Source organism: Holospora obtusa F1 (assembly GCF_000469665.2).
In the GTDB taxonomy this organism is placed as follows: domain Bacteria; phylum Pseudomonadota; class Alphaproteobacteria; order Holosporales; family Holosporaceae; genus Holospora; species Holospora obtusa.
In genome coordinates, this window is the sequence record NZ_AWTR02000048.1 from 20,774 (window position 1) to 34,393 (window position 13,620).

Below are 13,620 nucleotides of genomic sequence, written 5' to 3' on the forward strand. Positions count from 1 at the left end.
GACCCTCACGTTACGTCATATCTTATCTTTGAATTGTATTATTTGAGGGCAAGATTATGGCTTATACGGTAAAAGAATTAGCAAAGATATCTGGTGTAAGTGTACGTACACTGCATTGGTACGATGAGATTGGTTTGCTTAAACCTTTCTCAAAAGGAGCTAATAACTACCGTTATTATGAAGAACAGCAACTATTGCGTTTGCAACAAATTCTGTTTTTTAAAGAGCTAGGCTTTGCCTTAAATGATATCCAAAAACTTCTCTCGCAAAATGACTTTGACAACATTAAAGCATTAAATGCGCATAGAAAAATTTTGGAAGATGAAATCGTTCGTAAAAATGATCTGATCACTACGATTGATAAAACAATTCAACATTTAAGAGGAAAACAGGCTATGAAAGACGAAGAATTATATTACGGTTTTGATAAAAAACTGCCTAAGAGTAATCAATATACATGTATAGCTCGGGGCACACCAGCAGAAAAAATGTTGGAGCATTTTAAAAAAGATGATGTCGTTTGGTCAGAGCAAGAATGGTCTGATTTTAAAAATGAAGTAGATATGCTGGATAAAGCGATTGCTAAATTAATAGCAAAAAATCATAAACCAGAAAGCGAAGATGTACAAGCGCTGATCCAAAAACATTACGAACTGCAATCTAATTTTTTTAATTTGACTCATGATGCTTATTTGGCCTTGATTCAAATGTATGAAGATGATGACGCCACGATCAAAATATTTTTTGAAGCTTATCATCCCAAAATGCAAAAATTTATATGCGAAGCAATGAGGCATTATGCAACTAAAATTTTGTAAAACAAATAAATATGGGGCCGGTTTGACTGGCCTCACGCGAGCTTGGGTTCTTTATGCAAAAAGATATTAAATTGAGAGATTTTATGACTTTCCCCTACAAACTCATCGATCTAACCCACGCACTTGATAGCACTATACCTACCTGGAATGGTGGCTGCGGGTTTAATCATGACGTGCATATAGATTACTCTGATTGCACGAGCGAAGATAAATTTCGCGTTATGAAAGTCAAAATGCATGCGGGGATCGGCACGCATATGGATGCGCCAAGCCATTGTATTCCTGGCAGTAGATTCATCCATGATTTTGATGTTAATGATTTGATCATGCCGTGCGTAGTTCTTGATATATCGGATAAGTGCCACGAACGCTATTCCTTAAGCGCTCAAGATGTAGCGGATTTTGAAAGCAAGTATGGCAAGATCGCAGGCGGCTCATGTGTGTTTGTGAAAACCGGCTGGAGCAAATTTTGGCATACACCTTTGCAATACCATAACAACCATGTGTTCCCATCTGTATCCCCTGATGCTGCAGAGCTCTTGCTGGAACGAGGAGTGAGAGCCATTGGTATTGATACACTTTCACCGGATCGCCCAGAAGATGGATTTAATGTTCATAAAATCTTTTTAGGTGCAGATAAGATCATCATAGAAAATGTAGCAAATCTGGGTAGTATGCCACCGACCGGAGGCTTTTGTTTGGTCCTGCCCATCAAAATTAAAGACGGCACAGAAGCTCCGGTAAGGCTCGTTGGATTGATTGAAAGAGAGGTTGGCTTATGAATAGTTTCAAGCAAGCAAAACACTTCATCTTCACCGGCACCCCAGGCAGTGGAAAAACTTCTGTCATCAAAGAGCTAGAAAAATTAGGGCATACTGTAATTCATGAAGCTGCAACCAATGTGATTAGTCAAGAGCAAGTTAAGGGCATAGAAAAGCCATGGGAAGAGCCTGAGTTTGTAGATCAAATTGTGCGTATGCAAAAAGAGCGGCAGATGAACGCTACTGGAGATCTGCAATTTTACGACCGCTCACCTTTTTGTACCTACGCCCTTGGTAAATATTTGGCCGACCACAAAAATATTGAGTTTACACCTTCGCCTATATTGCTTGATGAAATTGATCGTTGCATCAAAAGCGGCGTTTACCAGAACCAGATATTCTTTTTTGAAAATCTAGGGTTTATCGAACATTCCGACGCCAGAAAAATTTCTTATGAAGATGCTTTGATTTTTGAGCAGATTCATCTGGATGTGTATAAAGAATTTGGCTTTGAAATTGTGCTTGTGCCCAAGAAGACAATTGAGGAAAGATGTGAATGCGTACTTAAAACTGTAAAACTTTAATGCATCAAACTACCTACAATAGCAAGCAATCCAAAACTTGCAAGGATGCAGCACGAAACCCATTTTATCCGTTCAAGCCAGGTTTTTGGTAATTTGTGCTTAATTTTAGTTACAGCACTGCCAAGCACGCACCACCATGTCATTGAACCAAGAAAAATACCAACAACCATCGTAATTGACTCTAGTGTCGATGAGGTGGCAGTGCCAATAGAGGCAAAAATTCCTACAAAGCTTAAAATAGTCATGGGGTTTGTTATTGTAAGAAAAAACACCTCGCTCACAAGCTTGAGCTGACTTTTTTCGCTAACGTGCGCCTCGTTACTTGCTACACTACTTTTTGCTTCTTTATAGGCGAGATACAATAAAAATATACCTCCTATTAATTTAAGGGACCCGCTGCCAGCGATCATAATATGTGAGACAGCTGTAAGCCCAAGTGCTGCAATAAGCCCATAAACACTATCCGCAAGCGCTGCGCCTAGACCTACAAGCAAAGCGCCTTTTATGCCCAGCTCCAGTGTTTTCTTTATACATAACATGCCTATAGGCCCGACAGGTGCAGCAATAGCAATTCCTATCATCCAGGCTTTAAAGAGGTAAAGTAGTATTGACATAATAATTTATCCTGTATATCATTTGCTATACAGGATTTTATCAGGCGAAATAGTTTTGTGTCAATACAAAATAATGAATATGATAAGTTAGACCATATGATAGCGGAATGCATTATGCAAGATGCGGCTCTTACCAGTACTCAGTTAGGGGAGAAAGTTGGGCTCTCATCTTCTGCTGCCAATGAGCGGCTTAGGCGATTAAAACAAAATGGCCATGTCAAAAAAATTACAGCACTCGTCTCTGCTGAATTTATGGATATGGGGCTGTGTGCTTTTATTTTTGTAACTTTGGATAAAGCAGAACATCATAAACATTTCTTGGATGCAATTGGTCGTAATAAGTCTATTTTAGAATGCCATCATGTTACAGGGGAGCATTCTTATTTATTGAAGGTACGCTGCTGTAATACCAAGTCCTTAGAGCGCCTCATTACTGATTTTTTAAAAGGCCAGTGTAATGTTTCAAAAACAATGACGCAGATTGTTCTTTCATCTCACAAGGACGAAAGCCTGATTGTGGACTAACCCACATTAAACTTCTGAACATCTACTACCTCATTAATCCCAATTTCCTCGAGAAAATCCGCCTCATGGGAGATGACTATCATCGCACCGGGAAATTCCCTTAGGACTTGCGCCACATGCTCTTTTGTCTCTAAATCGAGGTTGTTGGTGATTTCATCGAGGATCAGAAGTTTGGGTGTTTCGGCTGCGATTTGTGCAAGAGACAAACGTACCTTTTCACCGCCTGAGAGTGTGCTCACAAGGGCATTCACTTCCTCATTTTTACGAAATAAAAAGTCATTCAAATGACGACGTACTTCAATATGGGACCAGGTTGGCACCAATTCAGCAATGGTCTCTAATACCGTCTTTTCAGCAGACAAGGTACCGTAATGCTGATCCAAATACCCAATATCGCTGATCTTGGGCGCATGCCAGTTGCCAGATTTTATAACGCAGACATCATCCAAGATCGCCTTAATCAGCGTTGACTTGCCGCTGGCATTATCACCTTGTATAGCGATACGATCTCTTGAGCTTATTGATAGACTGATTTTTTGAAGTAGAGGCTCTTGCTCCGCATAGGCAACACTGCCGTCACTAATCGATACAATCGTTCGATCACCAATGTCTGCACTATTTAGCGAAAATTTTGGCACAATAATTTCAGGCAGGCGCAGCTTGGAAAGCTGATCGGTTAAATCCTGTTTTTTATGATCGATGGCAGATTTTTTGCGGCCAGAGGTTTCCTCAGCTCTACCGGCTTTGGCTGTACTTACAATCGTTGGCCATTTTCTTTGATGGATGCTTTTTTCACCCTTGGCTTTGCTTTTAGCAGCTCGTTTTTGCTCTTTCATTAAAGCATGATGCATATCTTTTTTTTTGCCGATCGAGGCGTGTTATTTCTTGCTCTAAGGCGGATCTAGCTTTGCGTATTTCGCGGATATAATCATCGTAGTTACCGGAAAATACACGGATTTGGCCATCATCGATGTGCCATAGTGTATCAATGCAATGACGCAGTAACTCGGTATCATGAGACACGACAATGAGTGTGCCAGGATAAGATTGCAACATTCGCATCAGGCTTTTACGGTTATGTCTATCTAAATGATTGGTTGGCTCATCGAGCAGCAAAACATTAGGCTCAAGGCTCAGTGCCTGTGTCACTGCCGCATTTAAGCGCTGCCCACCACTTAGCGAATCAAATTCTTCAACAATTTGAGGAACAAAGCCAATAATCACATCGGCTGCACTTAAGACATCACCACTTGTAGGTTGCACCATGCCATTCAATATTTTGAGTAACGTCGTTTTTCCACACCCGTTACGACCAATAATGGCAATACGGCTACCATAAGGGACTTGCACACTAAAATCGTCAAAATAGGTTTTATGTGGGAAGGACAGCTGAAGATTTTTGATCTGAATCGGTTTATGTATCATAAGCATCTCTTTAAAGTATTTGGGCTATAACGAATTAAGACGTAAGCTGAAGAGCTTTTGTCTTATGCCTTTTGTAGGGCTACTTTAAGAGATAATTTTCATGATACGGACAAAACCTCAAATTGATTTTTCTGACATACTATGTTTACATAGTACTCTATTTTAGAAAATAATTCAATCTCAATATTTTTGGCAAGCTTCCAACTTATCCAGCAAATCCATATAGTCTTGCAACGCTGGGATCAGCGGGCTTTGTTTTGGTAATTCAGCGACTGACTGCTCGATCTGATGCCATTCTTCTTGGGTGTAACGGGGATAAGTTGGGCAGCTACTTTGGTTCTGCATCCCTACGCTTGCGCAGCCGCTCAAGAAGACCAGACTTACCCCGATCACGATAAGATTTATTTTGTTCATCCAGTTTTTCATAAGATTCTTGAAGCTCTACGTTTTCCTCTGCTTGTTCACGTTTCAACCGTTCCTGGCCAAGCATATAAGCTAAAAAAGTTTGGCTGAATTCGCGAATAGCTGCAATCAGTGCGGATAGCCAAAGCGGTATCATCGCTCAAGACTCCTGATCAATTTTGGCCTGCGTGTTTTTATTCATCACGCGCCCAACCACATAGGTAATGACCATGGCTGCAATACTGGCTACGGATGCTTCGTTGAGGTTCAATCCCAGCTCTGCTGTTCCTGCAACAATGATAGTACCAAGAAGTGTTGCCCAAAATTCGGTGGTTTTAATGCCTGCTTTCATATTATGTCTCCTGTTTAAGTTTATGCATAAGCTCGTTTCAACCAGCCCTTAAGAAATTTAGCTTTTCTAGGTTGAGTGGCTGCGAGTGTTCGGTAATATCCGGCGGCTTCTGATTTTAAGGCTGCAAGCAAATCCGTCAGATCAGCTTTGTTAATGGCAGTTAAAGTGATTAGGCCTAACACACCATCTTCGGCGATATTTTGTCCGGTGGATTTTAACGCACGTTGTATCAATCGATGCGCCCAGTTTGATCCCATATTTCGCCAGATCGAAAAACTTAGTCGCAAGGTTCACGTCCTTGATATCTTTGTAAAGCTGAGTATCCCAGAAATCGCGTTTGTAAATGTTTTTTGCTTGCTCGACTGTCAAAGCATCTACATCAACATGAGGATAACTGCGTTTTGAAATCCCAAATTTGGTTTCGCCACCATCATCATCGGGATCATCGCTGTATCCGCCTTCATGAGCTAATAAAGCTAACGGCATGTTCAAAGCGCTCATCGCTCAAAGTTTTAGGTTTATTTGACATGGTTGAGTATTGTCTCCAATTCGTTGATTTCTTCATGAATGCACGTGAAGCATCGATAGCGGTGCGATAACCGCTACTATCTAACGTGTGCTCTGCACGTGTTATTATCCAGTCGCTTGGAATCCCTGGCCGAAATCCTGATAAATATATTTTGGATTCGGCTACTAACTCCGGAAGACCAGCAAGGGGTATATTCAGAGTTTGTGTCCCACGTGTCAGCCTTTCGAGTTTTGCTTCTGCTGCTGCCTTGGCTAATCCTGAATTGGGATAGACGCCGCGCATGGTATGAACGGGATCGCCATCACCGGCTTTTTCTTCTATGGGCTCAGCTTTATTGGGATTATGCCAATAGGAAGCGACTGAGTTATGTTGATCGCGCTCAGCAAAAGTCACACGCCAACTTGAAATTTCATCAAGGCTTAAGGTGCCACCACCAATTAATTGTCCTGTGAAGGACTTAGCTTTACCTTTTGGTACGAATAACAAAAATCCATTGGCGGGTTTGGCAATAGCGCCATGCAGTTGAGCTAAGCGAGTAAGTAAATGCATATCGCTTTCTGCCGTTTGATCAATATGTGGCAGTTTTATGCTAGAAAATTGTGATGCAACACGCGGTTGATAACCATGTTTAGAAGCAATGGCATTAACCAAGTCACCGATTGTTTTTTGATGCCATTCATCAATTTTTTGGGACTTAAGTGATGCTTTCAGATCGGCAGCATGCCCTTTGATTTTCATCGTTTGAGGAGAGCCCTCAAGCGTGATTTCATCAACGATATAAAGACCCATGGAAACCAGACCGGCTTCTTGATAGCCAATGGACACTTGAAGTTTTGCGCCCGTTCTTGGTAATTCAAGCAAAGAATCACGATCATCTAGGCAAACTTCGACAGTGTCACTGGTAATACCAGCCTCATCGGTGATTCGAATAGAAACAAGGCGATTCCTAATTAACCCCGTAATCATTTGTCCTTCTACCAAAAGATTAAAATCTGGCGTCATCTTAATCCCATAATTTAATCGTTGGTTTTTTCGCAGATTTTTGGATTTCAGGCAGATTAATCAAAAGACCCGCTGGTAGAAAGCTGCCCCATTCAGCAAGTTCTGGATTGGCCGTTAAAACAATTTCAACAGCACCTGATTGAAAACCATAATGCTTCCAGCAGATCCAATCGAGCATATCGTTTTCTTTGGTGCGGTAGCGTGTCATCATTCTTCACCATATCGTTCAAGACTCAATCTAAATTCAATTTTTCGAGGAGCGCCGTCCGCTAAAAACGTATTTTGTGATTCTTCAATTTGAGTAATGACAAAACGACCCAGAACATTTCCTTGGCCATTAATTAACATGAGGGGTTCTTGTCTTTGAGCAGAATCACGCATGGCATTGATTTGTCCTAAGCCTCCCCGAAAATGCGGGTAAATCACACCGTCTAAATCAATATGGTCACAGCCTGGTCCAATCGCTTGAAGCAAAGGTTCTTTGCCAATCCGCTCAATAGAAGGCCAACGATATTCGCTGCTGCGCTTTAAACTTTGATAGGCACTGGTGTTTAATGAGAATCGGTAAGGTCCAAGGGCAAGCATCATGGTAATGCCCCCACAGGATCATATAGGGCCCCGCGTGATTTCGCCTTAAGACGACGCATGACTTCATCTGCGACTTCTTTTGAGTTTTGATTGGGTGAAGCTTGAACATTGATATTAAAACTATTGTTTTGGGTGTTATTTTGAGCGGTTTTTTGTGCAAGTGGTAAGGGTTGTTTAAGCGCATCACTGACTGGTTGCATAGCAGGAACGGGGATCTCTGGTACTTCTTTTTACCCCACATTTTCTCCCAAAAACCACCCCCCGCTTTAAACGGCTTTTTGATTTTCTCCCAAAATCTATTGAGCCAATTGCCAAATGCTTCCCATACAGGCTTAATAGGTTCCCAAATGGTTATGAAGAAGCTTTTGACACTCTCCCAGTTGGTAACCACCAATGTTGCAGCAATGGCTATTCCGCCGACAATAGCACCAACAGGGTTACTCATCATGGCAACCGTTAAAGCACGAAAGCCTGCAATCACTGCTGGAAAGACCCTAGAAGCTAAGGCCATGAACGAGGCACCAAGGGCTTGAAGGGCGCCACCAAAAGCAAGTGCCCCCATGCGTACTGCGGTAATCAGCAAAGCGCTATTCACACCAATAAAGCCAGCTTTAACAAGCGTAATGGTAATTAAAAGAGCACGCCAAGCTGTCGCAAGTGCAAGCGCACCCCCTTGAATAAAGGTCCAAGCATAACCAATTGCAATAGCCGCTATTTTCCCGCCAATCAGAGCAGCTGTTACCCCCATAATTAATTTGGTTAAAATGGGATGCGCTTCGGCAAAGCCTGCCATTTGAGTGGTTGCAGTGCGTAGCACCTTGACCAGGGCATTAAGAGGCGGTAAAAGTGCTGAGCCCAAATCCATTCCGACTTCTGCAAGCCCATTTTTAAGAAGCTGTAAATTATTAGCTGTGGTATTGGCACGATTGGCAAATTCTCGCTGCATAGAGCCTGCGAACTTGGTCTCATCGTTAATCATGCTTACGGCTTTTTTGTATTCATTTAAACTGCCTACTAGCAATGCCACATCATCTTGATATTCCATTCCAAAAAGATCAAACAAAATGCCTGAGCGTGTTTGCTTGTCCATTTTTTCCATAGCTTCAAGAAATTTAATCAGGGCGCCTTGTGCATCTTGGCCGATATCCTTTTCAAGTTGTTTGGCGCTTATCCCCATTTGGCGCAAAGCTTCTTGGAATTTTTTCCCTTGCTTGCCAGCTGTTTGAAGTTTACTGAGCATTGCATTAATGGCGGTTCCTGCTTTTTCAGGGGCTTTACCAAGACTGATGAAAGAGCCTGCCAGTGCACTGGCTTGTACAGGGGTTAATCCAAATTGCCGCGCTATACCACCAATACGGTTAAGTGCTGGCACCATATCTTTTGCTTTCGCGGCTGTATTATCGGATAAATGGTTAATAGCGTCGCCAAGTTTGCTCATCTCAGTGATAGGGATTTGATAAACGTTAGCAAGCTTTGCCATGGCATCACCGGCTTCTTCTGCTGACATATCAAAAGCAGTAGCCATCTTCGCGACAACATTAGTGAAGGCCGCTAAATCTTTAGCAGCGATACCCAGTTGCCCACCGCTTGCAGCAATCTGTGTAAGTCCAGAAGCCGATAACGGGATCTCCCGTGACATGATTTTTAGGGTTTCACCTAATTTTTGAAGGCCATCTGGAGTATCGAAATTTACAACTTTACGCACATCGGCCATGGCGCTTTCAAAATCGATTGCAGCTTTAATTGGTGCCCCAAGAGCAGCTCCAAGTGCAACTGCATCGAACAACTGACCACGCAAATTAGCACGCTGAGCTAATACGCCTTGACGTTTCTGCATAATCCGATCAAGGGCAACATAATGACCTTTAAGTTTTTGCAGTGATGCGCCTAATTTTGTTTGCTGAGAAATGAGATTCTGAATATCTTGGCCGGATTTTCGAATTTCATTATCAAGATTATGAAGAGCTTCACGTTTTTGAAGATATGCGGTTTTAGCCTTAAGCGCTGCTGTTTTAGAGCGTTCGAATTCTGTGACCAAGGCTTTGCTTGGATTGGCGGTGGCTGCCATCTGCATGGCAAGAGATTTAACTTGTTTTTCGGCGTCCAGCCAGCCACGCTTAGCAAGCAAAGTATCTCGATGAAGCTGTTGAAATTTTCCGACTGTTTTGCCTGAGGCGTCGAGTTGTTTAATTGCTTGACCAAGACGTCCTAATTGGCTGATGCCAGAGGACATGGTTGCGCTAAAATTGCCTTTAAGTGCAGCGCCAATGACAACGGATAAAGTATGAACGGCTGTCATATTTTCTGTAACTCCCTCGCACTATTGATCCATAAAACAAACTCCTCTATATCCATCTCTAACCATTCACTAATTCCGCCCTTTGCAAAAGCAGCCAGAGATAAAACACTAGCTCTTAAGTCTTCAGGTCGGATGGTAGCAAAAAACCTTGCAATGCCTCTTGGATCTTGGCGTAATCAGCGAGATCTAATTCTTCCACAGCATCTTTTGGAATATCTGCAAGATTGGCAATGAGTGCTACTTCCTTTTCAGCATCACTATTACCACTGCGTTCAACTGCTAAGCGATCTCGGACCTTTGGACGTCTTAAAGTCAGCTCAGAAATGCTTACCCCGTCAATTTTAATTGGTTCAATAAGTTTAATTTTGTGCATATTAAATCCCTAAAGCAGTTCGAAGTGATGACATTTGATCGACACCATTGATTTTGCGCACCATATTTTCAGCATCAATTTCAATGAATTCACGGCGATCAATGGTCAGTTTGTAATAGCGAATGGATACGGTACATTTGAGAGTCGCTTTATCTGCTGGTTTCCAATTGCCTGGGTCCAGTTCCTTAAATTGGCCACGTAAATTCACCACAACAGCTTCAGCGTCACCGCTGCCCTGTAAGCCGCCACGTAGTGTGAGCGAAACAGCATTGCCATCTACCAACCCAAATAGCCTAAATAATTCGGGGTCATATTCAGAAAATGTGAGCTCTGCTTCTAATTTCTCCATGCCCATATCAATGGCAACGGGAATATCCATGCCACCCGCACGGTGCTCTTCGGTTTTAATGGAAAGCTTGGGCAGACTGATTTCATCAATACGTCCGGCATAACCACGACCATCAACAAAGGCGTTAAAGTTTTTAAGTATTTTTGGCAACATCAGATCAGCTCCTTGATATAATCGTTAATCAAATGGGAACGGAACACGATCCGCTCTGCTGGATAAGGCGGTGTAAAATCAAAGTCGAAATAGACTTTACCTTGCGCAATATTAGCCGGAGTATTGAGTTCTGGATCGGGATAGCATTGCCCACCTAAAATAGCGCCAAGAGCCTTGAGATGCGCCAAATAAGCATTGACGCTTTCAACCACATCATCCAAATAGGTACGAGTGATGTTGCGATCCACAGCCCACATATGAGCGCGCAGCAAACTATCATTAATTAAATCAGCGGTTCTGCGTACCGATAAAAACGCCCACTTTGGATCACTGGAGCAACTTCTGTTTCCCCAAAGACGGTAACCTTCTTGGCGAATAATGGTAGTAACTTCGTTTTCGTTTAAAAAATTAGCCCGGCAATTGGCATCACCTAAAGTAAAATCAACAGGTCTGGCTGTGCCTACAATTCCGTATATTTCTTGATTGGAAGGTGACCACCAAAAACCATTCTCATTGTCACTACGCGCAATAAGTCCTGCAATATAAGGGCTGGGCGGTACAACCTGTTCGCTGTCTATAAAAATCTTGACCCAAGGATCGACCACATAAACACGCGCATTGCCAAAGTCATTTCGCCACGTAATGGCTTCTTGATCATTAGTATTAGGGCCGTCGGCTATAATGACGGCACGTAATCTGTCTGCGATAACCAGCATGCTACTAATAACTGGATTAGCTTGATTATTGGGTCTTTGATGGGTAAAGCCAGCCGCAATCAGAACACGAGGAGCGGCATGGACAATGCTTTCCGCACTTAAAAATGCTTGAACGCCTTTGTAATCGCCTGTTTGTGAATCAACGCCTCCAATGATATTGGCAATCGTTTCTGCTTCATCTTCGCCCGCTTCTACGCGGACGACAATAACCATTGCGCCAATTTGATCGAAAATGCCATTAATCGCCATTGGCAATGTGCCTGTAGTACCGAGTTTGGCGGCTTCTCTGCGTGAACCCACAATCAATACAGGCTTATTCAATGGGAAAACAGTATTATCAGCATCAGGGGCTGTGCCAATTAACCCAATAATTGAGGATTTTGTGGTTCGAATGGTGCGCGGTCCACTGGTAATTTCAGAAACTTCAACACCATGTAAAAATTGTTCGGCCATAAAATTCCTCCTTATAATTTGCCTAAACTGGTTTGGACATCCTGTTCAAAGGCATCCATAAAGATTTTGAGTTCTTCAAGAGTGGTGCATGCTGCAATTTTTCTTTGAGCAAGATCTTCAATATTTTCACATTTTGCAATCGCACGATCGGCTTTACGCGCTTTAGTGAGAATCGTTTGTGCCATCTCAATAACCGTAATCGATCTGATTTCTGCTAAAGGAGCAATAAGCTCAACATCTTTTTCATCAGGTGTTTGATTGTTTTTTGAGGAAGCGACTATGCTTTTAGCTGTTTTTTCCTGAACATCATAAGAACGAGATTTTTCAGAAGAATAACCAACATAGACTCGACGATGATTGTTTAAAACAAATTTGATTGTTTCAAGGGCTGCCACTTTTGCATTCTTTAAAAGATCGGTATCAATCTCAGAGGCGGCAAGTTCAGAAATAATGCCATCATCAGCAACTTTGTAGCGTTTTTGCCAATCAAAATCAGTTGGAGCTTTTTGCCATCCCGCACCCTCTGGTTTTTTAGAAACTGGGTGTAGTAGTTGTAGTATGTTGTGTAGTAGTAAGCTGAGCTGTAGAGCAAAATTGCTACAGTTTTTCCGGCCGGAATAAGCACGTTAGCAGATGATGCAATATTACTGGTACTGGCGGCATAGTTATAAATGTTAGTCCAGGTGACACCAGTGATGCTTGATTTATTAGCATTAGTATTATTGGGTGTACATACAAAAACTCCCAAACCTTCGTAACCTGACGACCAATAGGAGGAGCCCCCGCAGTAAAAAGTACGTGTGATATCCGCATTTGTCGTGTTCTTTACAAAAATGACTCCTAAGGCTGCATAAGGATAATTGTATTCGTTCGTTGATACGGTGTACTTTACGTACATCTCTTTATGAATAAACATGCCGTTATTGCCTTGCAAAAAATAGATCTGTGGTGGCCTATAAAAACCGGAATAATTGGTGCTTTGTGGGTGGGCACCCGCAAGCAATTGCAGCATATAGTCAGCATTTGTTGTGTTGTTGTACCAAACACCAAGCTGCGTTGTTAAATCACCATATCCCCAGTAATCGTTTTGACGGCTTAATACGCCAAACAAAAAGGGTAATGCCCCAGGTTCAACCATATATAGAAGCAAAATTACTGACGAGCCCAGTCAAAGCTTGCAGCTGGGTCTGGGCGGTGCTATCAATGGCAGAAATATTCGTATCTTTTCTTGTATCCAAAAGCGATAAATTGGTCGTTGTTGCCGTTTGTAACGCAGTCAACGAAGTGGTTTTTGTCGTATTGATCGCATCAATAGATGTCGTTTTAGCGCTATCAATGGCTGATAAAGATGTTGTTTTTGCGGTATTGAGACTGGCTAAGTGTGCTGTAGCAGCATCCAGCAATTCCTGCAGCTTTTCATCAGACATATTGACGATGTCATAAACCGTGCTATGGCCGGCAATGGATTCCAAGGCTTTTGCAAGATAAGCCAGTTGATCAGCCGGCGCATTGATCGATAAATCTTTAAGGCGCTGATGTAACGCATAAACGGCTTCTTTAGCGATTGTCATGGTTGCTCCACAAATTCAAAAAAGTTTCAAAAGTAAACCGATCAAAGGCTTGCTTCAGAATGTTATGTTCAGACTCTCTGATAGAAATGTCCGCATCCACATGGAT

The 13,620-nt window shown here is 42.3% G+C and carries 22 protein-coding genes; 4 read left to right on the top strand and 18 right to left on the bottom strand.

Annotated elements, in window-relative coordinates:
- The first annotated feature begins 56 nt into the window (after positions 1-56).
- From P618_RS02215 to P618_RS02225, 3 genes are read left to right on the top strand one after another with little or no spacing between them, the layout of a single operon-like run.
- Positions 57-818 carry a MerR family transcriptional regulator gene (locus tag P618_RS02215; RefSeq protein ID WP_021827481.1) on the top strand — a complete coding sequence of 254 codons (762 nt, stop codon included), beginning with the start codon at positions 57-59 and terminating at the stop codon, positions 816-818.
- Between the two features lie 53 nt (positions 819-871).
- Positions 872-1,600 (top strand): cyclase family protein, encoded by a 729-nt coding sequence (locus P618_RS02220; protein WP_024161096.1) that lies wholly within the window; start codon positions 872-874, stop codon positions 1,598-1,600.
- Positions 1,597-2,163, top strand: coding sequence for an AAA family ATPase (locus P618_RS02225; protein ID WP_021827483.1), 567 nt, complete (start codon positions 1,597-1,599; stop codon positions 2,161-2,163). The genes P618_RS02220 and P618_RS02225 overlap by 4 nt, the downstream gene beginning before the upstream one ends.
- Here P618_RS02225 and P618_RS02230 read toward each other — a convergent pair.
- A complete protein-coding gene (locus P618_RS02230; protein WP_021827484.1) occupies positions 2,160-2,777 on the bottom strand; it encodes a LysE family translocator in 618 nt (205 codons plus the stop codon). The genes P618_RS02225 and P618_RS02230 overlap by 4 nt on opposite strands.
- A 57-nt stretch (positions 2,778-2,834) precedes the next feature.
- Between P618_RS02230 and P618_RS02235 the strand changes: the two genes are divergently transcribed.
- The gene (locus P618_RS02235) at positions 2,835-3,302 is read left to right on the top strand and encodes an Lrp/AsnC family transcriptional regulator (protein WP_024161097.1); all 468 of its coding nucleotides are present in this window, start codon (positions 2,835-2,837) and stop codon (positions 3,300-3,302) included.
- Here P618_RS02235 and P618_RS08390 read toward each other — a convergent pair.
- The 17 genes from P618_RS08390 to P618_RS05975 form a co-directional block, all read right to left on the bottom strand.
- The gene (locus tag P618_RS08390; RefSeq protein WP_024161098.1) at positions 3,299-4,153 is read right to left on the bottom strand and encodes an ATP-binding cassette domain-containing protein; all 855 of its coding nucleotides are present in this window, start codon (positions 4,151-4,153) and stop codon (positions 3,299-3,301) included. The genes P618_RS02235 and P618_RS08390 overlap by 4 nt on opposite strands.
- Positions 4,113-4,727 carry an ATP-binding cassette domain-containing protein gene (locus P618_RS08395; RefSeq protein WP_024161099.1) on the bottom strand — a complete coding sequence of 205 codons (615 nt, stop codon included), beginning with the start codon at positions 4,725-4,727 and terminating at the stop codon, positions 4,113-4,115. Before P618_RS08395 ends, P618_RS08390 begins: the two co-directional genes overlap by 41 nt.
- 180 nt (positions 4,728-4,907) lie before the next feature.
- A complete protein-coding gene (locus P618_RS07800; RefSeq protein ID WP_156918965.1) occupies positions 4,908-5,072 on the bottom strand; it encodes a hypothetical protein in 165 nt (54 codons plus the stop codon).
- The gene (locus P618_RS02245) at positions 5,056-5,286 is read right to left on the bottom strand and encodes a hypothetical protein (RefSeq protein WP_021827488.1); all 231 of its coding nucleotides are present in this window, start codon (positions 5,284-5,286) and stop codon (positions 5,056-5,058) included. Before P618_RS02245 ends, P618_RS07800 begins: the two co-directional genes overlap by 17 nt.
- Before the next feature lie 3 nt (positions 5,287-5,289).
- Positions 5,290-5,481, bottom strand: coding sequence for a hypothetical protein (locus tag P618_RS02250; protein ID WP_024161100.1), 192 nt, complete (start codon positions 5,479-5,481; stop codon positions 5,290-5,292).
- 20 nt (positions 5,482-5,501) lie between these two features.
- The gene (locus P618_RS09190; protein WP_084024563.1) at positions 5,502-5,738 is read right to left on the bottom strand and encodes a putative peptidoglycan-binding domain-containing protein; all 237 of its coding nucleotides are present in this window, start codon (positions 5,736-5,738) and stop codon (positions 5,502-5,504) included.
- A complete protein-coding gene (locus tag P618_RS02255) occupies positions 5,632-5,967 on the bottom strand; it encodes a glycosyl hydrolase 108 family protein (RefSeq protein WP_024161101.1) in 336 nt (111 codons plus the stop codon). Before P618_RS02255 ends, P618_RS09190 begins: the two co-directional genes overlap by 107 nt.
- The gene (locus P618_RS02260; protein WP_021827491.1) at positions 5,942-7,012 is read right to left on the bottom strand and encodes a contractile injection system protein, VgrG/Pvc8 family; all 1,071 of its coding nucleotides are present in this window, start codon (positions 7,010-7,012) and stop codon (positions 5,942-5,944) included. Before P618_RS02260 ends, P618_RS02255 begins: the two co-directional genes overlap by 26 nt.
- A 1-nt stretch (position 7,013) precedes the next feature.
- Positions 7,014-7,223 carry a tail protein X gene (locus tag P618_RS02265; protein ID WP_024161102.1) on the bottom strand — a complete coding sequence of 70 codons (210 nt, stop codon included), beginning with the start codon at positions 7,221-7,223 and terminating at the stop codon, positions 7,014-7,016.
- On the bottom strand, positions 7,220-7,600 hold the full coding sequence (locus P618_RS02270; RefSeq protein ID WP_021827493.1) for a phage tail protein: 381 nt from the start codon (positions 7,598-7,600) through the stop codon (positions 7,220-7,222). The genes P618_RS02265 and P618_RS02270 overlap by 4 nt, the downstream gene beginning before the upstream one ends.
- On the bottom strand, positions 7,506-9,899 hold the full coding sequence (locus P618_RS02275; RefSeq protein ID WP_021827494.1) for a phage tail tape measure protein: 2,394 nt from the start codon (positions 9,897-9,899) through the stop codon (positions 7,506-7,508). Before P618_RS02275 ends, P618_RS02270 begins: the two co-directional genes overlap by 95 nt.
- 115 nt (positions 9,900-10,014) lie before the next feature.
- Positions 10,015-10,272: a phage tail assembly protein gene (locus P618_RS02280; RefSeq protein WP_021827495.1), complete on the bottom strand. Its 258-nt coding sequence runs from the start codon at positions 10,270-10,272 to the stop codon at positions 10,015-10,017.
- Position 10,273: 1 nt separating this feature from the next.
- A complete protein-coding gene (locus P618_RS02285; protein WP_021827496.1) occupies positions 10,274-10,774 on the bottom strand; it encodes a phage major tail tube protein in 501 nt (166 codons plus the stop codon).
- Positions 10,774-11,943 carry a phage tail sheath C-terminal domain-containing protein gene (locus tag P618_RS02290; RefSeq protein WP_021827497.1) on the bottom strand — a complete coding sequence of 390 codons (1,170 nt, stop codon included), beginning with the start codon at positions 11,941-11,943 and terminating at the stop codon, positions 10,774-10,776. The genes P618_RS02285 and P618_RS02290 overlap by 1 nt, the downstream gene beginning before the upstream one ends.
- Positions 11,944-11,954: 11 nt before the next feature.
- Positions 11,955-12,338, bottom strand: coding sequence for a hypothetical protein (locus P618_RS02295; protein ID WP_021827498.1), 384 nt, complete (start codon positions 12,336-12,338; stop codon positions 11,955-11,957).
- Between the two features lie 11 nt (positions 12,339-12,349).
- Positions 12,350-13,081, bottom strand: a complete 732-nt coding sequence (locus tag P618_RS07245) for a hypothetical protein (protein ID WP_021827499.1) — start codon at positions 13,079-13,081, stop codon at positions 12,350-12,352.
- The gene (locus P618_RS05975) at positions 13,074-13,514 is read right to left on the bottom strand and encodes a hypothetical protein (protein ID WP_021827500.1); all 441 of its coding nucleotides are present in this window, start codon (positions 13,512-13,514) and stop codon (positions 13,074-13,076) included. Before P618_RS05975 ends, P618_RS07245 begins: the two co-directional genes overlap by 8 nt.
- Positions 13,515-13,620: the final 106 nt, after the last annotated feature.

Bases quoted from the DNA above. Each gene is read 5' to 3' on its own strand.
- P618_RS02255 (WP_024161101.1), bottom strand. From the start codon at position 5,967: ATGCCGTTAGCTTTATTAGCTCATGAAGGCGGATACAGCGATGATCCC.
- P618_RS07245 (WP_021827499.1), bottom strand. From the start codon at position 13,081: ATGGTTGAACCTGGGGCATTACCCTTTTTGTTTGGCGTATTAAGCCGT.
- P618_RS07800 (WP_156918965.1), bottom strand. From the start codon at position 5,072: ATGCAGAACCAAAGTAGCTGCCCAACTTATCCCCGTTACACCCAAGAA.
- P618_RS02225 (WP_021827483.1), top strand. From the start codon at position 1,597: ATGAATAGTTTCAAGCAAGCAAAACACTTCATCTTCACCGGCACCCCA.
- P618_RS02285 (WP_021827496.1), bottom strand. From the start codon at position 10,774: ATGTTGCCAAAAATACTTAAAAACTTTAACGCCTTTGTTGATGGTCGT.
- P618_RS02260 (WP_021827491.1), bottom strand. From the start codon at position 7,012: ATGACGCCAGATTTTAATCTTTTGGTAGAAGGACAAATGATTACGGGG.
- P618_RS02220 (WP_024161096.1), top strand. From the start codon at position 872: ATGCAAAAAGATATTAAATTGAGAGATTTTATGACTTTCCCCTACAAA.
- P618_RS09190 (WP_084024563.1), bottom strand. From the start codon at position 5,738: ATGGGATCAAACTGGGCGCATCGATTGATACAACGTGCGTTAAAATCC.
- P618_RS02250 (WP_024161100.1), bottom strand. From the start codon at position 5,481: ATGAAAGCAGGCATTAAAACCACCGAATTTTGGGCAACACTTCTTGGT.
- P618_RS02245 (WP_021827488.1), bottom strand. From the start codon at position 5,286: ATGATACCGCTTTGGCTATCCGCACTGATTGCAGCTATTCGCGAATTC.
- P618_RS02265 (WP_024161102.1), bottom strand. From the start codon at position 7,223: ATGATGACACGCTACCGCACCAAAGAAAACGATATGCTCGATTGGATC.
- P618_RS02270 (WP_021827493.1), bottom strand. From the start codon at position 7,600: ATGATGCTTGCCCTTGGACCTTACCGATTCTCATTAAACACCAGTGCC.
- P618_RS08395 (WP_024161099.1), bottom strand. From the start codon at position 4,727: ATGATACATAAACCGATTCAGATCAAAAATCTTCAGCTGTCCTTCCCA.
- P618_RS08390 (WP_024161098.1), bottom strand. From the start codon at position 4,153: ATGCATCATGCTTTAATGAAAGAGCAAAAACGAGCTGCTAAAAGCAAA.
- P618_RS02230 (WP_021827484.1), bottom strand. From the start codon at position 2,777: ATGTCAATACTACTTTACCTCTTTAAAGCCTGGATGATAGGAATTGCT.
- P618_RS02280 (WP_021827495.1), bottom strand. From the start codon at position 10,272: ATGCACAAAATTAAACTTATTGAACCAATTAAAATTGACGGGGTAAGC.
- P618_RS02215 (WP_021827481.1), top strand. From the start codon at position 57: ATGGCTTATACGGTAAAAGAATTAGCAAAGATATCTGGTGTAAGTGTA.
- P618_RS05975 (WP_021827500.1), bottom strand. From the start codon at position 13,514: ATGACAATCGCTAAAGAAGCCGTTTATGCGTTACATCAGCGCCTTAAA.
- P618_RS02290 (WP_021827497.1), bottom strand. From the start codon at position 11,943: ATGGCCGAACAATTTTTACATGGTGTTGAAGTTTCTGAAATTACCAGT.
- P618_RS02275 (WP_021827494.1), bottom strand. From the start codon at position 9,899: ATGACAGCCGTTCATACTTTATCCGTTGTCATTGGCGCTGCACTTAAA.